Origin of the sequence: Marinitoga lauensis (genome assembly GCF_004135675.1) — a bacterium.
Taxonomy (GTDB): domain Bacteria; phylum Thermotogota; class Thermotogae; order Petrotogales; family Petrotogaceae; genus Marinitoga; species Marinitoga lauensis.
Genome location: NZ_QHLX01000004.1, coordinates 121,994 through 148,840, shown reverse-complemented (window position 1 = coordinate 148,840; position 26,847 = coordinate 121,994). Strand labels below are relative to the sequence as shown.

General features: G+C 28.2%; 21 protein-coding genes and 2 pseudogenes. 8 read left to right on the top strand and 15 right to left on the bottom strand.

Annotated elements, in window-relative coordinates; all coding sequences use genetic code 11:
- Window positions 1–3: 3 nt before the first annotated feature.
- The 4 genes from DJ007_RS08025 to ackA all read right to left on the bottom strand — a co-directional run bounded on the left by DJ007_RS08025 (window position 4) and on the right by ackA (window position 4,920).
- Window positions 4–1,122: an ABC transporter permease gene (locus tag DJ007_RS08025; protein ID WP_206076232.1), complete on the bottom strand. Its 1,119-nt coding sequence runs from the start codon at window positions 1,120–1,122 to the stop codon at window positions 4–6.
- Window positions 1,123–1,325: 203 nt separating this feature from the next.
- On the bottom strand, window positions 1,326–2,780 hold the full coding sequence (locus DJ007_RS08020; RefSeq protein ID WP_129409143.1) for an ABC transporter permease: 1,455 nt from the start codon (window positions 2,778–2,780) through the stop codon (window positions 1,326–1,328).
- A complete protein-coding gene (locus tag DJ007_RS08015) occupies window positions 2,764–3,444 on the bottom strand; it encodes an ABC transporter ATP-binding protein (RefSeq protein WP_129409142.1) in 681 nt (226 codons plus the stop codon). The genes DJ007_RS08020 and DJ007_RS08015 overlap by 17 nt, the downstream gene beginning before the upstream one ends.
- Before the next feature lie 255 nt (window positions 3,445–3,699).
- The gene (ackA, locus tag DJ007_RS08010) at window positions 3,700–4,920 is read right to left on the bottom strand and encodes an acetate kinase (protein ID WP_129409141.1); all 1,221 of its coding nucleotides are present in this window, start codon (window positions 4,918–4,920) and stop codon (window positions 3,700–3,702) included.
- Between the two features lie 331 nt (window positions 4,921–5,251).
- On the opposite strand from ackA, the gene DJ007_RS08005 reads away from it, so the two are divergent.
- Window positions 5,252–6,529 carry a Glu/Leu/Phe/Val family dehydrogenase gene (locus tag DJ007_RS08005; RefSeq protein ID WP_129409140.1) on the top strand — a complete coding sequence of 426 codons (1,278 nt, stop codon included), beginning with the start codon at window positions 5,252–5,254 and terminating at the stop codon, window positions 6,527–6,529.
- A gap of 88 nt (window positions 6,530–6,617) precedes the next feature.
- Window positions 6,618–7,184: an NUDIX hydrolase gene (locus DJ007_RS08000; RefSeq protein WP_129409139.1), complete on the top strand. Its 567-nt coding sequence runs from the start codon at window positions 6,618–6,620 to the stop codon at window positions 7,182–7,184.
- 77 nt (window positions 7,185–7,261) lie between these two features.
- On the opposite strand, the gene DJ007_RS07995 is transcribed toward DJ007_RS08000, so the two are convergent.
- A complete protein-coding gene (locus DJ007_RS07995; RefSeq protein WP_129409138.1) occupies window positions 7,262–7,558 on the bottom strand; it encodes a hypothetical protein in 297 nt (98 codons plus the stop codon).
- A gap of 236 nt (window positions 7,559–7,794) precedes the next feature.
- On the opposite strand from DJ007_RS07995, the pseudogene DJ007_RS21035 reads away from it, so the two are divergent.
- Together DJ007_RS21035 and DJ007_RS20795 are read left to right on the top strand one after the other, a co-directional pair.
- A pseudogene (locus DJ007_RS21035) lies at window positions 7,795–7,926 on the top strand (IS1634 family transposase N-terminal domain-related protein); the annotation flags it as partial.
- Window positions 7,900–9,428 (top strand): annotated as a pseudogene (locus DJ007_RS20795) (IS1634 family transposase). The pseudogenes DJ007_RS21035 and DJ007_RS20795, both read left to right, overlap by 27 nt.
- 184 nt (window positions 9,429–9,612) lie before the next feature.
- Here DJ007_RS20795 and DJ007_RS07980 read toward each other — a convergent pair.
- From DJ007_RS07980 to DJ007_RS07970, 3 genes are read right to left on the bottom strand one after another with little or no spacing between them, the layout of a single operon-like run.
- On the bottom strand, window positions 9,613–9,825 hold the full coding sequence (locus DJ007_RS07980; protein ID WP_129409136.1) for a hypothetical protein: 213 nt from the start codon (window positions 9,823–9,825) through the stop codon (window positions 9,613–9,615).
- Window positions 9,816–10,880 (bottom strand): hypothetical protein, encoded by a 1,065-nt coding sequence (locus DJ007_RS07975; RefSeq protein ID WP_129409135.1) that lies wholly within the window; start codon window positions 10,878–10,880, stop codon window positions 9,816–9,818. The genes DJ007_RS07980 and DJ007_RS07975 overlap by 10 nt, the downstream gene beginning before the upstream one ends.
- Window position 10,881: 1 nt before the next feature.
- Window positions 10,882–11,883 carry a hypothetical protein gene (locus tag DJ007_RS07970; protein ID WP_206076231.1) on the bottom strand — a complete coding sequence of 334 codons (1,002 nt, stop codon included), beginning with the start codon at window positions 11,881–11,883 and terminating at the stop codon, window positions 10,882–10,884.
- Here DJ007_RS07970 and DJ007_RS14735 point away from each other — a divergent pair.
- Window positions 11,867–12,115, top strand: a complete 249-nt coding sequence (locus DJ007_RS14735) for a hypothetical protein (RefSeq protein ID WP_206076230.1) — start codon at window positions 11,867–11,869, stop codon at window positions 12,113–12,115. The genes DJ007_RS07970 and DJ007_RS14735 overlap by 17 nt on opposite strands.
- A 91-nt stretch (window positions 12,116–12,206) precedes the next feature.
- Here the strand turns inward: DJ007_RS14735 and DJ007_RS07965 are convergent, their stop codons facing one another.
- From DJ007_RS07965 to DJ007_RS07935, 7 genes are all read right to left on the bottom strand, one after another.
- Window positions 12,207–14,390, bottom strand: a complete 2,184-nt coding sequence (locus DJ007_RS07965; protein ID WP_129409133.1) for a hypothetical protein — start codon at window positions 14,388–14,390, stop codon at window positions 12,207–12,209.
- A gap of 152 nt (window positions 14,391–14,542) precedes the next feature.
- Entirely contained in the window at window positions 14,543–16,666 is a 2,124-nt protein-coding gene (locus DJ007_RS07960; RefSeq protein ID WP_129409132.1) for a hypothetical protein, read from the bottom strand.
- Between the two features lie 77 nt (window positions 16,667–16,743).
- Window positions 16,744–17,106 (bottom strand): hypothetical protein, encoded by a 363-nt coding sequence (locus tag DJ007_RS07955; protein ID WP_129409131.1) that lies wholly within the window; start codon window positions 17,104–17,106, stop codon window positions 16,744–16,746.
- A 13-nt stretch (window positions 17,107–17,119) separates the two neighbouring features.
- Window positions 17,120–19,237 (bottom strand): hypothetical protein, encoded by a 2,118-nt coding sequence (locus DJ007_RS07950; RefSeq protein ID WP_129409130.1) that lies wholly within the window; start codon window positions 19,235–19,237, stop codon window positions 17,120–17,122.
- 20 nt (window positions 19,238–19,257) lie between these two features.
- Window positions 19,258–20,481 (bottom strand): Ig-like domain-containing protein, encoded by a 1,224-nt coding sequence (locus DJ007_RS07945; RefSeq protein ID WP_206076229.1) that lies wholly within the window; start codon window positions 20,479–20,481, stop codon window positions 19,258–19,260.
- A 305-nt stretch (window positions 20,482–20,786) separates the two neighbouring features.
- Window positions 20,787–22,460, bottom strand: a complete 1,674-nt coding sequence (locus DJ007_RS07940; protein ID WP_129409128.1) for a PKD-like domain-containing protein — start codon at window positions 22,458–22,460, stop codon at window positions 20,787–20,789.
- A gap of 74 nt (window positions 22,461–22,534) precedes the next feature.
- The gene (locus DJ007_RS07935) at window positions 22,535–23,818 is read right to left on the bottom strand and encodes a hypothetical protein (RefSeq protein WP_129409127.1); all 1,284 of its coding nucleotides are present in this window, start codon (window positions 23,816–23,818) and stop codon (window positions 22,535–22,537) included.
- 161 nt (window positions 23,819–23,979) lie between these two features.
- Here DJ007_RS07935 and DJ007_RS07930 point away from each other — a divergent pair, with 161 nt between their 5' ends.
- The 3 genes from DJ007_RS07930 (at window position 23,980) to DJ007_RS07920 (ending at window position 26,844) form a co-directional block, all read left to right on the top strand.
- Window positions 23,980–24,684 carry a hypothetical protein gene (locus DJ007_RS07930; RefSeq protein ID WP_129409126.1) on the top strand — a complete coding sequence of 235 codons (705 nt, stop codon included), beginning with the start codon at window positions 23,980–23,982 and terminating at the stop codon, window positions 24,682–24,684.
- An 85-nt stretch (window positions 24,685–24,769) separates the two neighbouring features.
- A complete protein-coding gene (locus DJ007_RS07925) occupies window positions 24,770–26,485 on the top strand; it encodes an ATP-binding protein (RefSeq protein WP_129409125.1) in 1,716 nt (571 codons plus the stop codon).
- Entirely contained in the window at window positions 26,485–26,844 is a 360-nt protein-coding gene (locus DJ007_RS07920; protein ID WP_129409124.1) for a response regulator, read from the top strand. Before DJ007_RS07925 ends, DJ007_RS07920 begins: the two co-directional genes overlap by 1 nt.
- Window positions 26,845–26,847: the final 3 nt, after the last annotated feature.

Sequence of the window (26,847 nt, the reverse complement as noted above, 5' to 3'; positions counted from 1 at the left end):
TTTTTAATCCAATGATCTCATAGCTTCATTTGGAGAAAGTTTTGAAGCAGATTTTGATGGTAAATAAATAAATATTACTGAAATTAAATAGAAAGCAAAAGCCATTAATGATAGATTTCCATAAGGGATTTTAAAAGCAGCGCCACTATCAGCAAATAGACGCTGAAAAATTAAATAACTTGTAAATGTACCCGAAGATATGCCAATAATTATTCCAAGTAAAATAACTATTGTAGATTCAATAAAAAATGATAAAAATATCATATTTTTTGTAAAGCCTATAGCTTTTAACATACCAATAACCCTTCTTCTTTCATTTACAGCTTTCATCATAGTAATTGCAATTCCAATTATTCCAACCATTAGGCCAAAATATAAAAATGAATTAAATATGCTTACCATTCCCTGAGATGTTTTCAAGCCAAGATTAAGCAAATCATCAACGAAAATATAAAATTGATTTTTACTTTTAAGGTAATTAATTACATCAGCTTTTTTATCCGGGAGTATTGAAAAGAAATATCCATGAATAGCCTCTTTTTTTAATTTTTCTATGGCAGGGGTATTTAAACTCATAATTGGTCCCATTGCAAGTGATTCACTTATTTTAGAGGTTATAGCTATAATCTTAAAAGTTATTGTGCCTATAATTGTTTCATTTTGATTTGGGCCGAAAGATTGAGAGGTAATAAAAGCTGTATAAGTTTTTCCTAATTCAAAATTATAACCATATTTTGGATCGGTTAACCTTTCCGGGATAATTGCATATTCTGGATTGTTATAAGCTTTTAACCATATTTCTTTATTAGATAAGTTTTTAAATTCATCAATTGCACTTTTTATTTTTATTTTATTTTTTGTGAAGAACTCTTTTGAGCCAAAAACAATGGCATAATCTTCTTTTTGTTTATTATGCGCCTTTAAAAAATAAAATTCCCCAACATCCTTAATTCCATCAGTTTTGCTTAATTCTTCTTTTGTTACTTTTATTGGGAAAATATTTGTTGGCATTTCAACAACTACTCCATCAAATCCTGCAAATAACGTGTCTTTTGAACTTTTTAAATGTTCCTGTTGGATATAAGGTAAAATAGTTAAAATAGCTATGATAAATATAACCATTCCATATAGAGTAATAATGGCACCAGTTTTTTTTCTATTTCTCATAGGGTAGGAGAATGCTATTTTCAATATGGGGACAAATTTACCTTTTAATTTAATTATATTAAGCAAAAAAATTTCGATATATTTTAAATTAAAAGTAATTATCATAATAGCGGAAATTAAAATTAAAAAGCTTTTAATTCCCAAGATAGTAAAACTATCTATTTTAAAAATAAGGCAATAATAAAAATTACGATGGCAAAACCATTTTCAATTTTATATTTATATTTTTCAAATTTTACTTTTTTCTTTTCTTCTTCGAGGTCTTTTATGGCATTAACTATATTTATTTTTCCAATAGAATGTGAATACCAGAATGTTATTGTTAAAGGGAGCAATATTCCAACAGCAATACCAATTATTATGGAATTGGGAGAAATATAATATGAATCTATTAAAGGAATTTCACCGATAATATTTTCAAATGAAGATAATGATTCGAAAAGAGAGGTAACTTTTGAAAAAGTAAAACGAGAGATTAACAATCCAGTAGCTATACCAAATGGAATTGAGAATATAGTATAAAATATACTTTCGTAGAATATAACATTTCTTATATCTTTTCTTTTAAATCCAATAGCTCTTAAAACACCTAATTCTCTTTTTCTTTCACTTACTAACATAGAATACATATTGATGATTAATACTCCACCAGAAATAATAGCAAATAAACTTAGTGCCAGAAATATATAAGAAACTCCGCCTCTGTCTATCGCTTTTATTTGGTTGTCTTTAACCGGTATAAATTCTCCTTTTGTTTTCATCTTTTCATATACATTTTTCACTTTTTCGGTTAATTTGTTTCCTTTTATGTAATCGCCTCTATTTGAAATTAAAATTTGATAATAATTATTTGAGGGGATTTTTGTTATACTTCTTGCAGCAGCTAAATTAATAAATACAGTCCCGATACCATTGTTAGCATCGATCCCTCTATAATTGAATATTCCTTTTGAGTCAATAATTTTAACTACTTTAAACCTTTTAGGAAATAATATATTTATTGGAGACGCTCCCGTGATTATCTCTATTTCTTCTCCTTCTTTAACTTTTAATCTTTCTGCTAATCTTTTAGTGATTATTGCTTCATTATTTTTTAATTTTAAAAATTCTGTTGGAACTTCAACTTTATTTTCTCCAAAATTTGAAATTAAGGTATAATCCATTCCTACAAGGCTTGCTTGAGATAATTCTGAAATCTTTAAACCTCTAATATTTCCTTTTTTAGTTACAGGATATAATTTGAAAAAAATAGGTAAAACACCATCAATTAAATTTTCTTTTTCTAATTCCCATATAAAAGGTTCAATATCATTGTAATTAATGCTCACTTTTGAATTAATAACTTCATCGATTTCACCAAAATACAAATCAACACTTTTATATATATAATTTTTAAATGAATCATTCATTCCTAATGAGCCTATAATAAAAGCAGTTCCAATCATTGACCCAAGAATCATTAAAAATGATTCTCTTTTTATTCTAAAAATATTTCTAAATGAAATTTTTAATACATGTGAATGAAAAGATGCTTTGATAAAAAAATAAATTATTGAAAATAATGCAATAGATAATATAATCCACATAAACATAGTATCACCCCAAATTTTCATGTTCTGTTAAAATGCCACTATCCATTTTTAAAATTCTCCGGGTATATTCGGTTATTCGTGGATCATGAGTAACAATTACAAAGGTTTGATTATTTTTTTCATTTAATTCTCTGATTAAATTCATTATGCTTATACCTGTTTTGGTATCAAGAGCACCAGTTGGCTCGTCCGCCCAGACAATTTTGGGTTTTGTCACAAGTGCTCTCGCAATAGCTACTCTTTGTGCCTCGCCACCGCTGAGCATATTTGGGAAATTTTTCATTCTATCCTTTAATCCAACTTCAATTAACATTTCTTCTGCCATTCCTCTGGCTTCTTTTTCGTTATACCCAAGGACCAGCAAGGGTAATTCTACATTTTCGACAGCATTTAAAACGGGTATTAAATTAAAAAATTGAAAAATAAACCCCATATTTTTAGCTCTGAATGTTGTTAGATCATCGTCTTTCAATGTAGTAATATCAATATTATCAATAATCACTTTACCTTCTGTTGGCTTATCTATTCCAGACAAACAATTCAAAAGTGTGGATTTTCCAGATCCGGAAGGTCCTAATATTGAAACCATTTCACCATCTTTAATTTCAAGATTTATTCCTTTTAATGCATGAACTTCAACACCTTCATTTTTATAAGTTTTTTTTAAATTAATAGTTTTTATCATTTTTTCACCCCCAATAGAATCCCTCTTAATTATATTATACACCTAAACTTTTCACAAAGAAAAAGGGTTTATTAAAAAAACAACGGAAGGCTTTAGCCTTCCGATACAGACTGTCGTCAAAATAAAATAAGAAAAAATAATATGAGCGAATCCTAAACATTTTGTGGAGCGAAAGGTTTAAGGTTATTTTTTTATAATAAAATATTTATTCTCGTCTATAAACTATAGCGGAAGGCTAAAGCCTTCCGCTATAGTTTATATTTTTAATTCATCTAATCCTTTTTCAATAATTTCTTTTGTATCTCTTGCAATCATTAATTCTTCATTTGTAGGAACAACCATTGCAATTGTTTTTGAGTCTGGAGTTGAGATTATTTTTTCTTCTCCTCTAACTTTATTAGCTTCTTTATCTACTGAAATACCTAAATATCCAAGATAATTTTCAATAATTTCCTCTCTCATGATTGGTGAATTTTCTCCAACACCAGCTGTAAATACTATAGCATCTACACCATTCATAGCTGCAGCATATGCTCCGATGTATTTTGCTATTCTATATTCATATATATCAAATGCTAATCTACATACAGGATCTCCTTCAATAGCATTATCTTCAATATCTCTCATATCACTACTAAATCCTTTAGTTAATCCCAATACTCCACTTTTCTTATTTAAAATATTAACTACTTCTTTTGCTGATAAACCCTCTTCCTTTTCTAAAAATTCTACAATTGCAGGATCAATATCTCCACTTCTTGTTCCCATTACTAATCCTTCTAAAGGAGTGAATCCCATAGATGTATCTACAGAAACTCCATTTTTCACTGCGGCAACAGAAGCACCATTACCAACGTGTACAGTAATTATTTTTAATTGATCATATGGTTTTCCCAAAATTTCAGCAGCTCTTTTTGATACGTATCTATGACTTGTTCCGTGGAATCCATATCTTCTAATTTTATATTTTTCATAATATTCGTATGGTATAGCGTATAAATAAGCTTTTGCAGGCATTTTTTGATGAAATGCGGTATCAAAAACTCCTACTTGAGGAACACCTGGTAATAATTTCATTGCAGATTTGATTCCCATTATATTTGCAGGGTTATGTAAGGGAGCTAAGAAAGATAAAGCTTCTATAGTTTTTAATACTTCATCTGTGATTTTAACTGAAGAAGCAAACCTTTCTCCACCATGAACAACTCTATGCCCTACAGCTTCTATTTCTTTTAAATCTTTCAATACTCCATATTTTTCGTCTGTTAATAAATCTAATACGAGTTTTAAACCTACTTCATGATCTGGAATTTCATGATCTAAAATATGTTTTTCTCCATTTACTCTATGAACAATTCTTGAACCGCTAATCCCAATTCTTTCAACTAATCCTTTTGATAATACTCTTTCAGATGTCATGTCTAATAGCTGGTATTTAATTGAAGAACTACCAGAGTTGATAACAAGTACTTTCATTTTTATTCCTCCTTTTGGAATTTTATCACTTTCATTATATCAAATAAATTTTTAAATTACAAAACAAGTTATTTTTGTTTATATTAATTCATAATCAATAATTTTATATTTTCTTCAATTTTTATTGGATTTTAAGTTAAAAAATTATCGATGTCAATAAGAAAAAATTTTCGTGAAAAATTTTTCATATTATATAATCCAAAGAGATTTTTATATCTAATCTGAAATAAATACTAATATATGCCCAGAAGTTACTGTTACCAAGGTTGTTTTATTTGGTAAAAAATTTTAAAATTAAAATGAAGCTATTTTATTTGAGGAGGGTGCTGATATGAGCTTATTTGAAAATGCATTGAGACAATTTGACAAAGCATGTAAAGTAATGGATTTAGACCCAAATTTACAAGCTGTATTATCAAAACCAAAAAGAGAGTTAACAGTTAATTTTCCAGTAAAAATGGATGACGGTTCAATAAGAGTATTTACAGGCCATAGAGTTCAACACAATATTGCCAGAGGACCTGCTAAGGGTGGAATTAGATACCATCCAAATGTTACACTCGATGAAGTTAGAGCATTAGCTTTCTGGATGACATGGAAATCTGCTGTTGCTGATATCCCATATGGTGGAGGTAAAGGTGGCGTTACTGTAGACCCTAAAGAATTATCAGATGGCGAATTAGAAAGATTATCAAGAAGATTCTTTTCTGAAATTCAGGTTATTATAGGTGAAGATAGAGATATTCCTGCACCAGATGTAAATACAAATCCACAAATAATGGCATGGTACATGGATACATATTCTATGAATGTTGGACATTCAGTTCTTGGTATAGTAACGGGTAAACCTTTAGATATTGGTGGTTCAAAGGGAAGAACTGAAGCTACAGGTAGAGGAGTTAGAGTTTGTGTTGAAGAAGCAACAAATTATTTAAGAGATAAAGGAAAAATTAATAAACCAAATAACCAATTAACAGTTGCAATTCATGGCTTTGGTAATGTTGGTTCTTATGCAGCATTATTGACAGCAGAAGAATTAGGAATGAAAGTTGTAGCATTTTCTGATAGCTCAACAGGAGTTTATAAGGAAGATGGATTTACACCAGAAGAAATTAGAGATATTATGGATTACATTTCTGCAAGAAAAGCAAGATTAATTGATTACAAAGATGGTAACTTCAAGCACATAACAAATGATGAATTATTAACATTAGATGTTGATATATTGATTCCAGCAGCTATTGAAAATGTCATTACAGAAAAGAATGCAAAAGATGTAAGAGCAAAATTGATTGTAGAAGGTGCTAATGGTCCTATTACACCAGAAGCAGATGAAATTTTAAACGAAAAAGGTGTTTTAATTGTTCCAGATTTCTTAGCTAATTCAGGTGGTGTTACAGTATCTTATTTTGAATGGGTACAGGGATTACAATACTACTTCTGGGAATTAGAAGATGTAAGAAATGCATTACACAGAAAAATGAAAGATGCATTCTGGTCAACAATTAGAACAATGGAAAAATACAACACAGATATGAGATCAGCAGCTTATATTATTGCTATTGAAAGAGTTGCAACAGCAACAAGATTAAGAGGAATTTATCCATGATCAATTGAGGATAATTCAGGGCATACCATTACGGTATGCCCTTATTTTTTGATATAATATAAATACAATAAATATTCAGGAGGAAAATATGGATATAGGTCGAATAAAAAAAATATTTGATAATAAGGAACCTTCTTTTGTTGAAGATTTTAAAGAGTTTTCTGTTGTGGTTCCTTTGATTGAAATAAATAATAAATTACATATTTTATTTGAAGTAAGGTCGTATAATTTAAGTCAACCAGGAGAAGTAAGTTTGCCTGGAGGTCAAATTGAGGAGAATGAAGATAAATACCTTGCAGGATTAAGAGAATTGGAAGAAGAAATAGGTATAAATCTTTCTAAAGTCAAAAAAATAGCCCAACTTGATTATTTTGCAACACCTTTTAATTTTGTAATCTATCCTTTTCTAATATATATTGAAAGTTTTAAAGAAGAAGATATGAAAATCAATAGAGATGAGGTTGAAGAGGTATTTTTTGTTCCCTTAGAATTTTTTATTAAAACAGAACCCTTAAAATATAAGGTTAATGTAAGAATGGATCCTCCTGATGATTATCCATATCACCTTATTCCAGATGGCAAAAATTATAACTGGAGAAATGGGTATTATAAAACATATTTCTATTTGTATAAAGATAAAATAATATGGGATTAACAGCAAGAATCATATATGATTTTATAAAACAAACCCGCCGTTAAACGGGCGGGTTTGTTAACAGCAAGTTTGTTTAGTTAGATTCCAGCAGCAATATTTAATTTAAAGGAAAAGTTTTTGAATTTAAAAATATTTTCAAAAATTAAAGCATTACTTTCAACAGAAAAATTTGCATCTAATATATATAAATTTATTCCAAAACCTGTATTTAAAGACCAGTAATCAATCTTATTACTTAAATCTAACCAGAATGGTATAAATAATAAGTTTCCATCAAAGTTTATACCCCATGATAATCCTCTATCAAAATAATATTGAATATGTGGAGTTGGGTTAAATATTATAGGAAGTGTATAAAAGAATGATACATTCATTGGTAAATCTCCTGAAATTTCAGGAAATATTCTATTTGAAAAATCATCATATAACTTTATTATTGGTGTTGCCCTGCCTTTGACAGCAATTTGGCGATTTTAAGGGAAATGGAACGGTAGAATGCGGGTTTGAGGCGTGTATTTTTCAGGAAGTCGAAAAATTGTGTGGCTAACTTTTGTTACAGAGAATTAACTATAATTAGTAATATATTAGTCCTTTTGGTGGTATAATATATATGACAACCACTGAAAGGAGATGTTTTAAAATGTATCCTAAAATATCAAAAGTGAAAGGAAAAAGATATTTAAGGATAATGGAAAGCAAAAGAGAAAATGGAAAAGTGAAACAGCATACAGTAATAAATTTTGGAAATATAGATAAGTATAGTAAAAAAGATATAACAAAACTTGTAGATAGTCTTTTTAAAATATTTGAAATAGATGAATATGAAAAAATAGAAGATGATTTAATGGAAGAAATAGCAAGAAGAAATTACGGAGCCAAAGTAATAGTAAATAAGATATTTGAAAGATATGAGATGAAAAGATATTTTGAAAGACTGGATAAAGAAATAAAATACAATGCAGAAGAAATGTTAAAAATAATGGTGATGAATAGAATAGTAGAACCGAAGAGTAAATTGGGAATATTTAATAATTTAGAGTATTTTGGATATAACAAAGTGGAAGTTAAAAAAGAAAAAGACCTGGAAGAAAAAGATGTAATGTTGCACTGGTTATACAGAACATTGGATATATTAGCAGATAATAAAGAGTCGATAGAAAAACATATGTATAATCAAAGGATAAGTTTGTTTAATACAACGGTAGATTTAGTATTTTACGATGTAACAACATTAGCGTTTGAAACACAACAAACAAATGAAATATTACAAATGGGATATTCAAAGGATAAGAAATTTAATGAGTCGCAAGTAGTATTAGGGATGTCAATAGATCAGGATAGAATGCCAGTTAGTTTTGATATATATGCAGGAAATACATTTGAAGGGCATACATTTAAAGATTCAATAGAAAAAATGAAAAAAGAATATCAATTAGGAAAAGTAATAGTAGTAGCAGATAGAGGAATGATGAGTAAAAAAAATATAGAAGTAGTAGAAAATTCTAATTATGAATTCATAGTAGGAAAATCAATAAAACAGTTAAAAAAGTAAATATATTTGAAGGAGAATTCATAGAAATAGCAAAAGAAATAAAATATAGAGAAGTAGAATATGAAAATAAAAGATTACTCATAATATATTCAGAAGAAAGAGCTAAAAAAGACAGAGCAGATAGACTACGATTAATAGAAAAAGCGAAAAAAATGTTAGAAGAAGGAAATATAGATTCCAAAAGTAAAAGAGGAGCGAAAAAATATTTAAAAGAACAGAACAAACAAAATTATATATTGGACATAGAAAAAATAGAAAATGATGAAAAATACGATGGATACTATGGAATAATAACAAACACAAAACTATCTCCAAAAGAAATATTAGAACAATATCATACATTATGGAAAGTAGAAGAAACATTCAGAACATTAAAAAATTATCTTGAAACAAGACCGGTATTTCATTGGACACCGAAAAGAATAAAAGGACATATTGTAATGAGTTTCATATCTTACATAATTCAAAGAACATTAGAATTAGAACTGGAAAAAAATAATATTGAATACTCTCATGAAAAAATAAGAGAAGCTATAAAAAAAATGGAATACTCTGAAATAAGATTAAAAGACAAATTATTTGCATTAAGAGCCAATTTAAACGATTTTCAAAAAGCCATATTAAAAACATTAAAAATAGAAAAACCGAAAAAAATGATGGAATTAGATGAATTTAAAAAAATAATCTCCTAAAACACGCATGAAAAGCCAAAAAGGAGGATGTGTGTGGCTAATTTCTCTTTTTATAAAAAGTTAACAATAGCTATTTTTTTGAATAATTCTACTTTTTAGAATTTTGTTGATAATAATAGTGTCAAACTCAGGAAAACAAACCCGCCGTTAAACGGGCGGGTTTGTTAACAGCAAGTTTGTTTAGTTAGATTCCAGCAGCAATATTTAATTTAAAGGAAAAGTTTTTGAATTTAAAAATATTTTCAAAAATTAAAGCATTACTTTCAACAGAAAAATTTGCATCTAATATATATAAATTTATTCCAAAACCTGTATTTAAAGACCAGTAATCAATCTTATTACTTAAATCTAACCAGAATGGTATAAATAATAAGTTTCCATCAAAGTTTATACCCATGATAATCCTCTATCAAAATAATATTGAATATGTGGAGTTGGGTTAAATATTATAGGAAGTGTATAAAAGAATGATACATTCATTGGTAAATCTCCTGAAATTTCAGGAAATATTCTATTTGAAAAATCATCATATAACTTTATTATTGGTGTTGCTATATCTGTGAGAACCTCCATATTTTCAATTTCAATAGCACCAGTAGCATCAAATGTATATTGATATTTTACTTCTGCAGGTTTTATAACTATGTCGTTTAAAGATACTCCCCATTTACCTTTTTTATTTATATATCCAACATTTATTTTAAGTCCAGAAAAATTATCTAATGCATTCATAAAATCTTCATATAAGCCTTTTCCACCGTTGTCAAAAGTATAATTTGGATTAAGTTTTGTATTAATTGCTTCAAAAGATTGCATGGAGCTATAAATATTTCCAGAAATACTGTATTTTATATTTGTTTTAGCATTCTCAATATCATTAATACTTTCAAAACTTATATTGCTTCTTAATAAGGCTATAGGATAAAAATTACTTAAAGATATACCGAAAATGGAATTTTTAGTTTGCAAAGAAATATAATTATTACTTTCAAAAATAATATCAGAGTTAAAAATACCATCATTTCCTGCAAGATTAATTAATTCTCCATCAACTACATTACCTTCTGAAATGAACTTTATTAAGTCATTTGGGATAGAAATTTTGGTTTTTGAGGAAATATTGATAGTCTTAGCATATGTTAAGAACCATAAATAAATTTTTCCATAAGCACTTCCATTGGCATCCAATAAAATATTTAAATTTTTTCCATCTAAATTATTATATATTTCGTTAAAATCTATTATAACATCTTCTTTGAATAAATCGCCAAAATTAAAAAATGGTTGTATTAAATCTAAATCCACATTTCCGCCAATATCTATAAAGTTTCTGGTACCAAAATCCAATAGAGCAGGATTAAACGAATAATTCCAGGGCTTATTTACAGTTGGATTTGAAAAAACAAAAATACCAACAATTAATATAAATAAGATAGAAATAGTTTTCTTCATATTACTCACCACCTTGTAATAGTTCAGTATTTACATCTGTTTGAACCTCAACCCATGCGTTTATCTTTAAAGTTCCATTATCTTTAAAATATTGCATTTTATTGGTTGGTATGTATCCAATAAAATCAATATAGTATGGATTATTATTTATGATTTTATCAATATCTGTTTTTGTAAATTCTATAAATGTTTCATTTTCTCCATTGTTAATTTCAATGATTTTTTGATAAAGTATATTTCCAGATTTATTTCTTCCAATAATTTTTAATCCAGGGGTTAAACCTGTTTGATTATTATATTTTAGATGTAGAACCAGTTTTCCTTGCTCACCTATTACAAGGTCAATAGGGAGATTTGCTTTATTAGAATCAGGACTCCTACCTAATATATCATCTTCTCCCTTTATTTCTAATAATTGTAAATTTTCATTGTTTAAAACTTCAAAACTCAAAGGTAGAGTTAAATCGATTTTGAAATCAAATACAAAATTACTTAGATCATTTAATGATGCTGTAATGTCGTTTGAAATCATATCCATATATGCGTCTTTACCTTTTAATACAGCTTTTAAGAAATCTGTTATATCCTTCTCTATAGTTGTATTATCTAAATAAATAGTGGTATTAGTAGAGCTTGAGGTATTGTTTCCTGTATAAGTTGCTCTTAAAGTTATAGAATTATTTGAGTTAGCAATTCCTTCAGGAATTGTTCCAATGACTTTAGCGTTAAAACCTGGTATATCGATATCATTTAATGTTAAAGTTACATCATCAGAAATAGGAATCTCAAAATTTAAAGGATCATCTTGAGGTATAATTTCCATATTAAATGGCTTTATAGATGCGTCTAATTCATAGTCTAAAGAGATAGTTGCTGATAATGTATAAGTACTACCGAGCGTCAGATAATTTGATGGATTATCTATATCTATTGTAATAATTTTATTTATCTCGTCATAATTTGTAGGAGATGCTTCAAAGTTAAAATTGATAGGGTTATTCAAATCAATAGTTTTATTTGATAAAGAAATCAAATGTGAATTAGAACCACTCATAACAAAAGAGTCACTAATGGATAGTTCAGGAGCACTTAAATTAACGTTAATATCAATAGGCAGTTTATTATTCCATTCAATATTAATATTTGATGTTCCGGTAAAAGTAACTGAATTAAGAATATCCTTAGCTTCTGATGGGAATTTTACAGTTTGTGTATTTATAATATTTAGATCTTGATCCGTGGAAATGTTCGCATATCTTATTTTGGGATTTTTAATATTTATATTAGCATTTATGGTATCACCTAAATTTATTCCTAAATCAGACTTTATTCCAATTTTATCGATAGAAATATTAGCACCAGGGAACCTAATTCTAAATTGGTTAAATCTATCAAGGCAGTTCCTTCTGGAGATATAGTTAATGCTGTTTCAGTAGAGTCATAAGTTAATGTTCCATTTATGCTTGTGAATTTTACATCATCCAGTGTAATTTCAATACTACCAGAACCAAATATAACTTTCTTTATATTATCTGGCAAATTTACACTTTGATTGATATTATTCGTGATTGTTGCTTCGGAAATTTTTAAGTTATCCAATGTGGGAGAAACAGATAAAGTGTTTCCAAAGGATAATGGATTAGATGTAAAATCTAAAGACATTTCTGAAATATTCAATGTTGCATCTTTTGTTCCGGATAACATTTTTCCTGTTAAGTCGACATTAATAGTTCCATCCTTTGTTGTTAAATCAATATTTTCAAATCCGGTATCTAAAACTCCTGTTATATTTGTAAAACTTCCTGTGTTTAAAGAAGCATTTAAATTTCCTGATTTAAATTTAACGTTTTCTATATTATTTGGAATGCTAATAGATTGTTTTATAGTGGTTTTTAATTCAACATTAGATATTGCGGGTTCAGTTAAATCAACTTTTGCAGTTATATTATCTACACTTAATCCAGAACTTCCAAAATTAAGAGAAATGCTATTTATAGTAATAGTTGCGTCTTTTGTTCCTTCTCCAGTCAAAGTTAATCCGTCCATATCAAGAATAGCATTTCCATTTGATATAATAAATGATTTTTTCACAACATTTGTTCCATTAAAATATTCAAAATTAGCATTAATAGAACTTACCTCCGTATCTGTTATAGAAATTGTAATTTCTCCACCATTTAAGATTACAGATTTTATGTCGTCTGGTAAATCTATATTTTGTGTATTATTAAGGCTAATTCCATCTATTGATTTTATACTTATTTCAGGAATAACAGTTATTGTTGGAGATTTTGTAAAATCAATATTAGCTTTTTCATTATCAGTATTAGTAAAAGTAGAATCTATAGTAAATTCAAAGGTTCCATTTGGCGGTAATGATTTGCTTAAAAAAGATAAATTATCTGAAGTTGTAAATGACTTATTAGCTAAAACAATACTTTTAGAACCATAGTTATATAAAATAGTAGCTTCAAATTCTGTTTTTACATTAGACCATTCAATGGGTAAATCAATATTTATATTAAATGTTCCATCAATAGTTATAGTTGAAAAATCTGTAGTTCCCATATTAGGATCTATATTTTGAGAAATTGATTTTGCTGTAGTGAATTTAATACCTTCTGCAGATTTAATTTTTGTTCCTGATGAAAAATTTAATTTATCTGCTATTAGATTGTTAGAACCATCACCTGAATCTGAAGTTATGGTAGCTCTTAATGTTATAGTGGCACTATCTGAAATACTTTTATCAGTTAAATCAAAGGATAAAATTCCAGAAGAATTTGAGTTTAATGTTAAAATATTACTACTTAAAAATGTATTATCTGTATTTTCAATAATTCCGTCAACTTCTACAGTGGCTCCATCATCATTATTTGAAACATCTAATGTTAGAGAACCAGTTGAGAAAGTGAGTTTTGAGAATGTTCCATTTGCATCTATTGTGGCTTTAGTTGAAGTTCCATCGTTAGTATTACCCAAAACAGGTATTGATAAAGTAATAGTTGGTAATTGAACACCTGCAGTTTCCACATCAATCTCACCAACGGTAACATCTGGATTTACATTAGCAGGATTTATATTAGGAACAGATACATTGATATTTTGAGGAGTAAAGTTAAAATCAGGAACATCCACACTAATAGGATCAATTGAGGGTATAGATGGAATATCAACAGATATAGGATCAATATCATCAATTTCTGGAATAGTTAATTCCTGATATACGGAAGTACTGAATGCATCAAATTTTTTAAATGATTGACTTAAATCAACCGTTAAACCCGTAGCATAATGAATGGTTTTTGTGCCATCTAATGAAATAATTTCAGCTTCTGGTAAAATGGACTTAATGTTGTCCTCTAAATTAACGAAATCATTTAAAGACATAGTAGTAGCTGCTACAGGAACACCTAATTTGGGTTTCGTTTTAACTTTTACACTTTTTATACATGAGGATAAAGATAATATTAGGATTATCAATAATCCAATAACAATATACTTTTTCATAGTATCACTCCTTTGTTTTCAATGAGTTTTTACAATTAGAATACTTTCTTGTTTTAATTATAACACAAATAGTCCGAATTAAAACATAGATAAAAATATTAAAAATAAAGCCACCTCACATTAAACAATGAGATGGCTTTATTTTTTATTAATTAAAATGAAACAGCAAATTTCATATAAGCATTTATTTTTCCTTCCTGATCAGAATATGTATCAGGCAATTGTAATTGGGCACCTACCTGCATTGATATAATACTAACCTTGAAATTAACTTTGGTATTTATTTTATTGGTATCAGATAATAATTCATTGGTAGCATTATCGTTTTTCTTTATATTTGAATAATTAATCTGGAAAAGTTTTGTTTTTAAGCCACCGCCCATTTCTATTGTAGTAGTATCTTCTTCCTGTTTTTGTTTGTATGCTCCATTTAGACCTATAGGTCCTAATGTCATGTTGGCTTTTGCACCATAAGTTAGTAAAACTCCATTATTATTGTTATCAATTTTGTCTTCAACATTTTTTAAGCCCGCATCGAAGGATAATTTCAATGAAAAACTATCCAATTTAAAACCTAAATTCTTTAAAGAGACAGAATATGCAGTGATTGTTTTATCTTTTTTATCATCTGATGTAATAGTTGTTGTTGCACTCTTATCAATCAAAAATTGAGCATTATTTGTTTGATGTTCAACAGAATACTCTCCTCCCAATGTTCCTAATATACCTAATTTTAAACTACCATTTAATTTATATTTTTCGGTTATATTTCTTAAGTCATCTTTAGTAGATGATGCAGGAGCACTTTCATTACCCAAAATATCATTTATAGGATTAATTTTATCAATTAATGTTGCAGTATCCAGGGATCCCAATGCTACTCCTAATACTTCATCCAGACCAACTAAAGAGGTATTGTCTTTTTTAAGTTCATATTCTCCCTTTAAATCAAGAATCCATAATTTCTTTTTAAATTTAGCTCCATATTTCATTACATTAGATGGTGCAGAAACACCAAGCGATTTATAATTTTTATCTGCTTTTAAATAATATAAATTTAGACCTAACATTGGAATTTCACCGTTTAAAGAAATAGCAGTTCCTAAAAGATATTTATCTGTAACAGCTGATAATATACCATTTGATATTGGGAAATAATCAAATGTTTTTGGAAATACATCTTCTATTTGTGTGACATAATCTTCAACAGTATCTTTTATTGTTGGATCTCCAGCCATATCTGCAATACTTGATGCCATGTCTGTAATGCTTATAATATTTGAAGAATCATCAATATATAAATCCACACCAAGATCTGCATTAATTTTAAGTAGCCATAAATTCAGAGATGTATTTGCACCAATCAAGATATTTTGTTTTGGTGTAACTGTATCAGGAAGTTCAAAAAGTGATTTTATATATCTATTATCCTGTGTTCCCTGATAATCTGATATTACAGAAACGTCAACGTTTGCTTTTAATAATTCAAATAGATTTGCTCCAAGTTTAACACCTGCAAAATAACGAGGATAAGATGTTTCAAATATACCAACATCACTGTTTCCTACTGCAACTTCTGCTTTAGCCAGATAAAGATCTAATTTAGCATAATGTCCTCTCACATTATAATTATTTACCGTTAATGGGTTAAAGTTTATAAGATTATCAAAAAATTGATATTTGAAAAATGCCAGATCTAAATAAACATTTAAGTTATTAGTTACGTCAATATTTCTTGGTATTTCATAATTTGAGTAATCGTCCATATTCATAGGATTTAATAGTCTCATAGCATCTTTTACATCATAATTAAGCTGCCCTGTAAAATCTTTGAATAATTGGGTTATATCGGTGCTTTCCTGAGATAATGTAGTTCTAAATCCAAAGTTAAATACCCAGAATCTAAGATTTGCACCTAAATTGATATTTTGAGAAAAGTTCATATCTAAAGAATCAAGAATATTTGTTTCCACCAGTTCATTGGATGTAGATATTGCACTTTCAAATTTAAATTCAGAGGCTAATTCATAACTTTTATTAAAGGTAAATTCTACTAAAGGTGGCCCCTTTTCTTTCATCATAACTTTTATTTCAACAGGTTTCGAAGCATTTCCTTTTTTATCTGAAACTTTGACAAATATATTATATTCACCAAAAGGTGCGTTGGTAAGTTTATAGGTCAATAAATTCCCTTCGAGATTAAAATTTTCTATAGGTTTATCATTTATTTTAAAAACAATACTTTTAGGATCTATACCTGTTTCGTTTTCATCCAATAATATAGCAATTGGTATTAATTCATTATCAAAAAATCTTTGTCCATTTAAAGGAGATATAAATTTTATTTTAGGGCTTAAAGTGTCCGGTAATACCTCAAATTGATAATAATTTCCAAATCCTTCGGGAATCTTTGTACTATACCTTTATCATCTATTAATTGAATGTAAAAATTATATTTTGTAGTAGTAAGCAGAGCTGCCGGAATGACAGCTTCCGCTGAACTTTGAAAAGTTCTTAGTTTTAATATATTAAACTTTCTTTCATCATAAACTTTAAAGAATAATTTTGCTTCACTAAAAGTTTGTCCTGATTTGAAATTTACATCAATTTTTACATTTTGTCCTTCATATACCTGTTTTTTATATATCACTTCTTGAGAAAATGTAATCATTGAAATTATTAATATAAAGATTATTATTAATAGTTTATTTTTCATTTTTTATCCCCCTTCACTCATTAAATGTAATTTCTCTTCTATCTTCAAACTTAACACCTTCGTTTGTATTTATAGTATAAGTTTTTTGTGCTCCGTCTTTGAAAGCTAACTTTATTTCAGTGTCATTATAAATTATTAAAGTATCACCATTATATAGAGGGGATAAGATTTTTAAATCATTTGTATTATCTTTATATCTGGTTGAAGCTACCCCTTTTAATCCGATGACAACTGCTATAACTTCTCTTTTTTCTTCATATGGAATTACTTTAACTCTTACAGATTTTGATATATCTCCAACACTGGCTGTTATTTCGTGTTCTCCAGGTGTTGAAAGTATAGCTTCTATTGTATCGCCTGTCCCCAATTCACCATCAATATCTGATGTCCAGATTATATCGCCTTCTACACCTATTTTATATGCACTTAGTTCAACTGGTTGATTTTGAATTACTAAAAGGCCATCTTCAACATCTATTACGAGTTTCTGTTCTGCTTTTGCTTCTTCCAATACCTGGATGGATATTTTCTTTGTTACTGAGCCATTATATTTACTCATAGCACTTAACGTTATTTCGTGTTTTCCAGCGCTTAATTTCTTATTTATTTCAATACCATTGCCTATTTGACCATCAATATTTGAGATCCAGATAATATTTTCTGGAGAAATTTCAGAACCATCTGCATCAATTACTTTTGCTTTAAATAGTATTTTTACAGCTCCTGTAAATATATCACCATCGTTTGGCGATTCAATGGATATTTTCATCTCACCAAGACTTAAAATATTTATAGTATCTTTTGCTGTTTTACCTTTTGAGTTTTTTGCGATAGCAGTTATTATATGATTTCCAGGGATTAATTTAACTTTTATATCTTTTCCAATGCCTAATGTTCCCTGTAAATTGGAATTCCATTCTATATTTTCAATATCTCCATCCAATGGATCAAGTGCAAAAGCTTTTAATTCAACTTCTTCATGGGATTTAATAGCATCATATGTGGATAGTATTTTAATTTTTAATTTTTCCCTGATAGCAATATTTATTGATTCACTATCTTCTTCTGTTTTTGTTCTGGCAACAACTTTTAATGTATAATTTCCCTCTGGTATATCTTTAGTGTCAAGATTTAGAACGGTTCCTTCGCCAACTTTTTGATTATTAAGTAACCATTCAATTGTTGCATTTTTCCCTTCTGAGTTAAATAATTGTGCTACGGCATTTATATTTTCCTGTCCTTTTACAAATACCTGTCCATTTTCTGGTTTTACTATTTTAACTTTTATCTTTTCAAAGATGGTTATTTCTTTTGTTTCAGTGTATACATTTCCTAAAGAATCCTTTATTTCAAAATTGATTAAAGCTTTTCCTGGATTTAGGTCAAATGCATTTAAAGTTAAATTATTTCCATCTAATATTTTATCAGAAGTATTTGGTTGTTTTATTGTCCATACTATATTATATGGTTCTAATCCACCAGAAATATTGGCTTTTAAGCTGATTATATCTGTCTGTGAAAAACCAGAATTATTTTCTGGAGATGTGATATTTGCTTTTAATGGAGATATAACTTTTATGGAAATAGTCTTTTCGTTTGACAAGCCATTATCATCAGTGACTTTTGCGGTAACTCTATAGTCGCCTGCTGCGAGAGTTCCAGCGTTAAATGAAATGCCTGTACCTTTTTCTTCTCCATTAATGAACCACTTAATATTTTCTGGTTTTACATTATTTTCTAGATCATTTATTGAAGAATTGAATATAATAAGATCTTTTGTGCTTAATATACTTCCATCCAACGGTTGAGTAATATTTATATTTGGTGGAGTGTTCACTATTATTCTACTTGTGTCAGAAACATCTTCTACAACAGCTGTAATAGCATGTTCGCCTGAGGTTAAAGCATTTGTGCTTACTTCTAATCTTTTTCCTGTTCCAATAATTGTTCCATCTATTTTCCAGGTTACTTTGTCATCTTCGTATGGTAGATTTGGTCCTTTGAATGCTTCTGCCTGTAATACAAGAGTGTTTCCGCTATTTATTATTGAACCATCTACAGGTTGGATAATTCGTATATTTGGTTTTTCAACAACAATTATGTCTGAGGATAATTGTACATATTCTCCCATTGAATCTTCAACATATAAATCTATAAAATGTTCCCTGTTGGCAATATTTTTGTATATTCCAATTTCAAACCGCTGCCAACCTGTTCTCCATCAATCATCCAGATGATTTTATCTTCGCTTATTGGTTCGTCATCTTTTACTATCGCTTCAAGTATAAGTGACATTCCTGCAGTTATTTCCTGTCCTTTTTGTGGAGAAATAATAGTTGGATTAGGTTTCTGATTAATAATTATTTTTCTTGTTTCATTAACCTCAACGCCCAATTTATCTTTTGCTAAAACTTTTAAAGTATGAGGACCAGGGGTCAGTGAACCAGCAAATAAGGAATCAATATTTTCACCGAGTTTTGTTCCATCAACATATAATTCATATGATAATAATCCATCTTCGTTATCTTCTACTTTTACATTAACGGCGATATTTGCATTTGAAACAAATTTTTCTTCATTTTCTGGAGTATCCCAACTTATTGTAGGTTTTGAATTTGGTAATAATGTTATAGAATCTTCGCTTTCCAGATCATTAAACATAGCTTTTAAGGTTAATTGAGATTTTGAAGTTATATTTTTAGTATCTAAATTTAAGATACTTCCGCTTCCAACTTCATTTCCATCTAGATACCATGTTAAAACTCCGTCACCTTTACCTTTTATTACTAATGTATCACCTGGATTGAAAGTAAGTTCTTCTGGTTCTAATATTTCAGCTTTAGCTGGTTCTAAAACTTTTATATTTATTTCAGAGATTAAATCTTTATATTCTGCTTGAATTGTATGGTCACCAGGTTCCAGACTTTCAATAAATATAACGCCACCATTTCCTGTTTCGCTGCCGTCTAAATACCAGATAATATCATTTGTATCCAATGTTTTTCTTCCCTCTAATGTTGTAAGGTATACATTACCAACAACTTTTATCTCATCACCATATTTAAAGGTTGAATTGTTTTTTGGTTCTAATATTTCAAGTACTGGCTTATCAGAAATATTTATATTGATTTCTTTAGTATATACTTCATCAAGGATGTCAATAACTTCAACCTTAACTACAATGTCACCTTCTCCTACATTTGAAACAAGGGCATCTTTCCCATTAGCAACTTTATTGCCATTAAAATACCAGTTGATTTCTTTTATCTGATTCCAATTTCCTTTTAATAATCCAACTTTTAATCTTATTGAATCATTTAAATTAAAGTGAGCATCTTCCTCAGGTGAAAGGATATCAATTTCTAACCGTTCCACAACGTTAAATGTTACTTTTGCTTCAGCGTAATTATTCATATTGTCCCAAATTTTGAATAATATAGTGTGAGGACCTGGCTTGAGGTCTGAAAATACTACATTTTCCTCATTAGAAATGTCTTTTCCATCAAGAATCCATTTTCTTTCTTTAATCCCAATTTCTTCATCATAATCGTAAGAGGCATTTAATTCAATAGTTTCATCATCAAAGAAAATATCTTTTTCAAGGCCATTAATTGTCAGATTTCCTATAGGTTTATATACATAAATTTCGACTGTTTTTTCAAGATTATCTGCAACGGATTTTATTTCATATTTTCCAGATTCTTCTGGGTAAAATCGAATTCATTACCTTCTCCCAAATAATCATCATTAGCATACCATTCTATTGCAGCATCATATTTGGTGTTGGCTTTTAGTTTAATTGTTTCACCTACTTTATACATATCACCATTTTTTGGAGAAATTATATTTAATGTTTGTGATTCCAGAATTTTTATTCTAATAGTTGATTCAACCGTTTTTGTTTTTGCTTTTATTTCATATTTTCCAGCAGTATTAAAGGTATAAGTAATTGAATCACCACTGCCTATTAAAACATCATTTACAAACCATTGAATGTCACTTCTTAGGTTTTCTCCTTCAGCAACAAATTCTACTTCTTTTCCAATAAAGAATTCAGCTCCATCTTCTGGAGAAGTGATTTTGAGATTTTCTGGTAACAATATTTCTATTGTTATAGTATTTTCAAGTTCTCCGCTTTTAGCTGTAATTTCATAACTTCCAGCTTCATTAAAAGCATATTCTATAGCAATACCTTTACCTATTTCTTCTCCATTAGCATACCATATAATATCATCTGTTACATTTTTCGCGTCTACACTGAATTTTATATTTTCTCCTATTTCGAATTTTGCACCATCGAGTGGATTTTTTATGATTAAATATTTTTCTCCCACGACTTTTACCGTAACTTCATCAGAAAATCCACCGGCTTCTGCTTTAACTATAAACTCACCACTATTTGTGAAAGTATATTCGAGTGTATCTCCTCTGCCAACAAACTCATCATTTATGGACCATTGGATCTCTTCCTCTATATTCTTTCTTTCTGCTTTAAATGAATATGTTTTATTAATATCGATAACAAGTAACTTACTTTCTGGATTGATTATTTTTACAGATCTTTCTACATAAATTTCAATTGTAATTTCATTTGAAGCAATGCCGGATTCAACCTTTAATGTATGTATACCTTCAAAATCATTAGAAAATACATAATTAATCTTTTCTCCTCTTCCAATTTCCACATCATCTAAATACCATATAATATCTTCTTCTGTATTTTTTGCTTCTGATTTAAGTGTGATTTCTTCTCCCGCTTTTATTTTTGCATTATTTAAAGGCGCTATAATACGGATTTGAGGTATGGCTTTTACTTTGATATAAAACTCAATATATAAATCCTTGTATTTTGCAATAATTGTATATTCACCAGGTTGATCAAAAGTATACTCTAATTCAGCTCCACTACCAATAATTCTTCCATTCAAAAGCCATTGTATTTCTTCTGGATTTAAGTTTTCATAATTAACGTTTAAGGATATAGGTTCATTTATATATGTTTCAAATTCAGTTTCTTCGCCTGTTAATACAGGTAATGCTTCTATGAAAATAGTAATAGAGTCAGAATAATCGCCAGAAATGGCTTCAATTGAATGTTCTCCTGTTTCATTAAAAGTATATTCAAAAGAATCTCCTCTTCCAATTTCTGTTCCATTATCGTACCATATAATATCATCATCTAAATCCTGTGATATTACTTTAAATTCAATACTTTCACCTGCAGCAAATTTTGAATTATTAGCCGGAGCGATGATTTTTAATTTCGGTTGTTTAACAAAAACGTTTACTTCTGTTTGAGCAACATGATCATATTTATCTTTTGCAAAAAATTCAATTTTTAGAGGAGTATCCATATATCTTTTCTTTGGAGTGAAAGTAATTGAATTACCTTCATATGTTTTACCTTCTATTTTCCACCATGTTTTAACTATTTCATCTTCTGGATCATTATCAATAGCTTCTCCTCAAATGTATATGTTTCGTTATATATTAAATAATCTCCATCAGTTGGGGTTAGTATAGAAACTTCAGGAGGATTATTTTGTGGGGTTGAGAATTCTACCCAATCTATTTCGGTATCATCAAAGAAAGGAGTATTATCCTCGTAATAGGGGATAATTTTCCACTTATAATTCTTTCCCCATTCTAAAGCCTGAGGTAATTCAAAACTTTGAGCTCCATAAACCTTATAACTTCCAATACCATCTATTTTTAATAAATAGTAAGCGACCTCTGAATCATATTCAAAAGACCATTCAAAAATAGGTTTAACATTGTCTATTTCGCCGACAGGAAAAACCATATCCGGGTAAGAAATGTTGAATGTAACATTTTCATCGAGCGTTTTTGATATTTCATTGTTTCCGGAGTCTTTCATTATAACTCTAAATGTATAGGTTTTTCCACGTTTGAAAACGGGGTCATTATCTTCTCCTGTAATGCTATAAGTAAATATACCATCCTCAATATTATTTCCTGTAGGGTAACCTTTTATATTTAAATCAAGGTTATTTTGATCAGGTTTGTTATGTTTAAATGTTCTTGAAAAGATTTTTTTCCCATTTTCATCAATTTCCAATATACTTTTGGTTTCTGAATACCATGGAACCCTACTGAGACTCCATTTAATAGTTGGATAAAGTGTATCTCCTTCTGGCAATTTTACAAATTCAATAGGATCAGGTTTTATTATTGCAATATTGGCAGTTTTTGCTCCTTTTTCTACTTCTTCTCCATTTTCTAATTCAATAATGTTAATATTTAATGAGTATTTTCCTTCTGCAAGCTCTAAGTTTAAAAAATCAGAGGTATCTTTTAAATCGGAAATATGCGTCATGTTATTTTCTTTTAAAGATACTTTATCGAGATAATCCAGAACTTCGGTATTTTTTAAAATAAATGTTTCTCCTGATTTAAGTTCAATAGGACCAAATCTGATAATTAAATAATCTCCTTCCCACTCACCAGTCAAAACCCTTAATGTAATATCTGCGAAAATGGTGGCGGGATTAGTATCGTTCTTTACTATAGCACTAAATAAATCTCCATTTAATATAATACCTGGAGTTATTATTGCATAATCAGTAGAAACATTAAAATCCCATGTGTCAATATTTTTAGTTTTTATAGTTACACTTTTAACTGTCGCGAACGATACAATAAAAATCATTAAAATCATAAATAAAGAAATAAACTTTTTGAAATTCTCCATTTTTTACACCCCTGTGATTTTTAAAAAGATACTATTTTGACTTTTGTAAAATTACTTTTGTTCAATAGTTAATAATAATTTAATTTATGTATTCATTTTAATTATAACATATAAATCGAAAAAAGTACAGAAATATGGTATAATTTTTCTGAGGTGATGAGATGAAAAAAATAATATTTTTTATGTTTTATATAAGTATTTCAATAATGGCTTTAACCTATATAAAACTATATGATGGTTGGGAGTACAAATGGGAAGACGAAACAAAATGGCATAAATATAATACTCCTGGAGTGCCGTTAGAAAATAAAGGTGAAATGTTATATCTGCGTTATAAACTTCCAGATATAGAGTTAGAAAATCCTGCAGTGTATTTAACAGGAATTTTTGATAATTCCAGTATGCAAATAGGAGAAACTTTAATATATAACACATTTGCAAAAAGCTTTTTTAGCCCTAAAAGTATTTTTAAAATACCTTATAACTTTCAAAATAAATATTTAATTATAAAAGTTTCATCTAAAAGAAGAGATGTGGGTTTTTTTGGAGAATTTTTATTGGGTAATGAATTAGAATTATTAACTCACCAAATTTTTGTGGAACTGGATAAAATATTATTAGTAATTTTTAGCTTTTTTGTTTTAGTTATATCCATAATATTATATTTTTATTTTTTTATTCTCCAACGGGATTCTTCTGTAAGAAGGTCTATTATTTATTTAGGTATTTTTTCACTTGGTATAGGTTTTTTTATTTCTGGCCAAACACAAACATTTAAATATTTTTATGATAATAACGTTTTTTGGGCATATATGATGGATTTTGGGAAATACATTGCCCCAATAGGCTTATGGGATTTTTTATAATGTATTTGACTATTCCACAAAAAAAGTTATTAAGTGGTTATTAGCATTTCATATAATTTATTTTGCAATTATTACTTTAATTCAGATGATGAAAGGATTTGAATATAATTATTATGTAGCTTATGTATTACCTCTTTACTTTGTGATTCTTTTAGACATCATTATTATGATTCATAATATTTTTATAGGATATCGTTTAAAAGATTCAAAAGTATATGTTTTTTCTGGTTCTATTTTGTTAGTTTCGAGTTTTGTAATATATGAACTTTTAGGTGATTTGAGATTGATAAAATGGGAAAGACCGTTAATACAGTGGTCTATATTTATTTTGATAAATTCGATGGTTTTTATGATTTTAAGGAATATTAAAGAGCTAAATCTGGAACTAGCAGTGAAAAATAAAATATTAGAAAATTGGAATAAAGAGCTTGAAAAAGAAGTATCAAAACGCACTAAAGATATAAAAATTTTACTGGATAATTCAGGAGAAGGTTTTTTTAGCTTTGATAAGAACTTGATAGTTGGAAATGAATATAGTAAAGAGTGCAATAGAATATTTGGAAAAAACATAGAAGGGGCAAATATTATAGATTTAATGTTTTTAAATTATGATAGAGAGTTTATAAAAAGGATTTTTGACGATTTATTTAATGAAAAAGAACAAATTAAGAAAGAAGTTTACCTTTCCTTTTTGCCTTCAGAGGTTAAAATAAATTATGGTTATTATAAAGTTAATTTTAAGTATATAGAACATGAAGATGTTGTAATGGTGATTTTAAAAGATATTACGTCTGAAAAAGAGTTGAGGATTAAAGTTAATGAAGAAAAAGAGAATTTAGAGAAAATTGTATACATTGTAAGAAATTATGAGGCGTTTGTTTATAATATAAAAAGCTTTAAAAAGATGCTTGATAAGTTAGAAGATATTTTGAAAAAAGATAAGAATGAATTATATAGAAATGTCCATAATTTTAAAGGAATATTTTCTCAATTTCATTTGAATAAATTATCAGAAGTTTTACATAATATAGAAAATAAAGTTTTAGAAAATAATTTGAATCAGAATGATATTTTTGAATTATATGACGTTTTTGAAAAGGAAATATATAAATTAAAAGAGGAGTTAGGGCATGAAATTGAAGAAGATATATTAAGAATACCAAAATCAAAGATATATGAATTAGAGCATAAAATGAAGCAAATACTTGATGAAAATAGTGAATTAGTAAAAGAAGTAAAAAGGTTAAGATATAAAAGTTTAAGAAAGTTATTATATCCGTATATTTCATATTCGAAGGATCTGGCAAAAAAACTTGGTAAAGTAATAAATAATCCGAAAATTATTTCAAAAGATGAAATATTAATTGATCCTGAAAAATATTTTGATTTCATAAAATCATTGATTAATATTTTTAGAAATATTATTGTTCATGGTATAGAAATGCCTGAGATAAGAATAGCAAATGGAAAGAACGAGGGCGGAAATATTAGAATAGAGATATATAAGGAAAACAATAAAATAAATATAATAATTGAAGATGACGGACAGGGGATTGACATCGGAAAATTAAAACAAATCGCCAAAATAAAAGATATTGAATATGAATCAGAAGCAGATTTGTTGAATATTATATTTTTGGATTATATAACAACATCAGAAAGAGTCACACAACTTTCGGGTAGAGGAATGGGATTAAGTATTGTTAAAAAAGAAGTAGAAAAGTTAGGAGGAGTAATAAAAGTGGTGAGTGAATATAATGAAGGAACTAAATTTCATATTATTGTTCCGGAAGTGATATAATGCCTAAAATCCTTATAGCAGATGATGCACCTTTTATTAGAAATCAGCTGAAATTAATATTAGAACCGTTGAATTTTGATATATATGAAGCTTCAGATGGTAGAGAAGCAGTTGAAATCTATAAAAAACATAGGCCAGATCTTGTTACGATGGATATTTCAATGCCGATTATGGATGGGATAAAAGCGTTGACAGAAATATTAAAATTTGATCCTTCGGCTAAAATTATTATGGTAACTGCTCTTGGTCATAAGATGCGTGTTTTGGAAGCAGTAGAAAAAGGTGCTTCATATTATATTGTTAAACCTTTTGATTCTGATAAAGTAATAAAATCAATAATTAAAGTATTAAACAAATAAGCG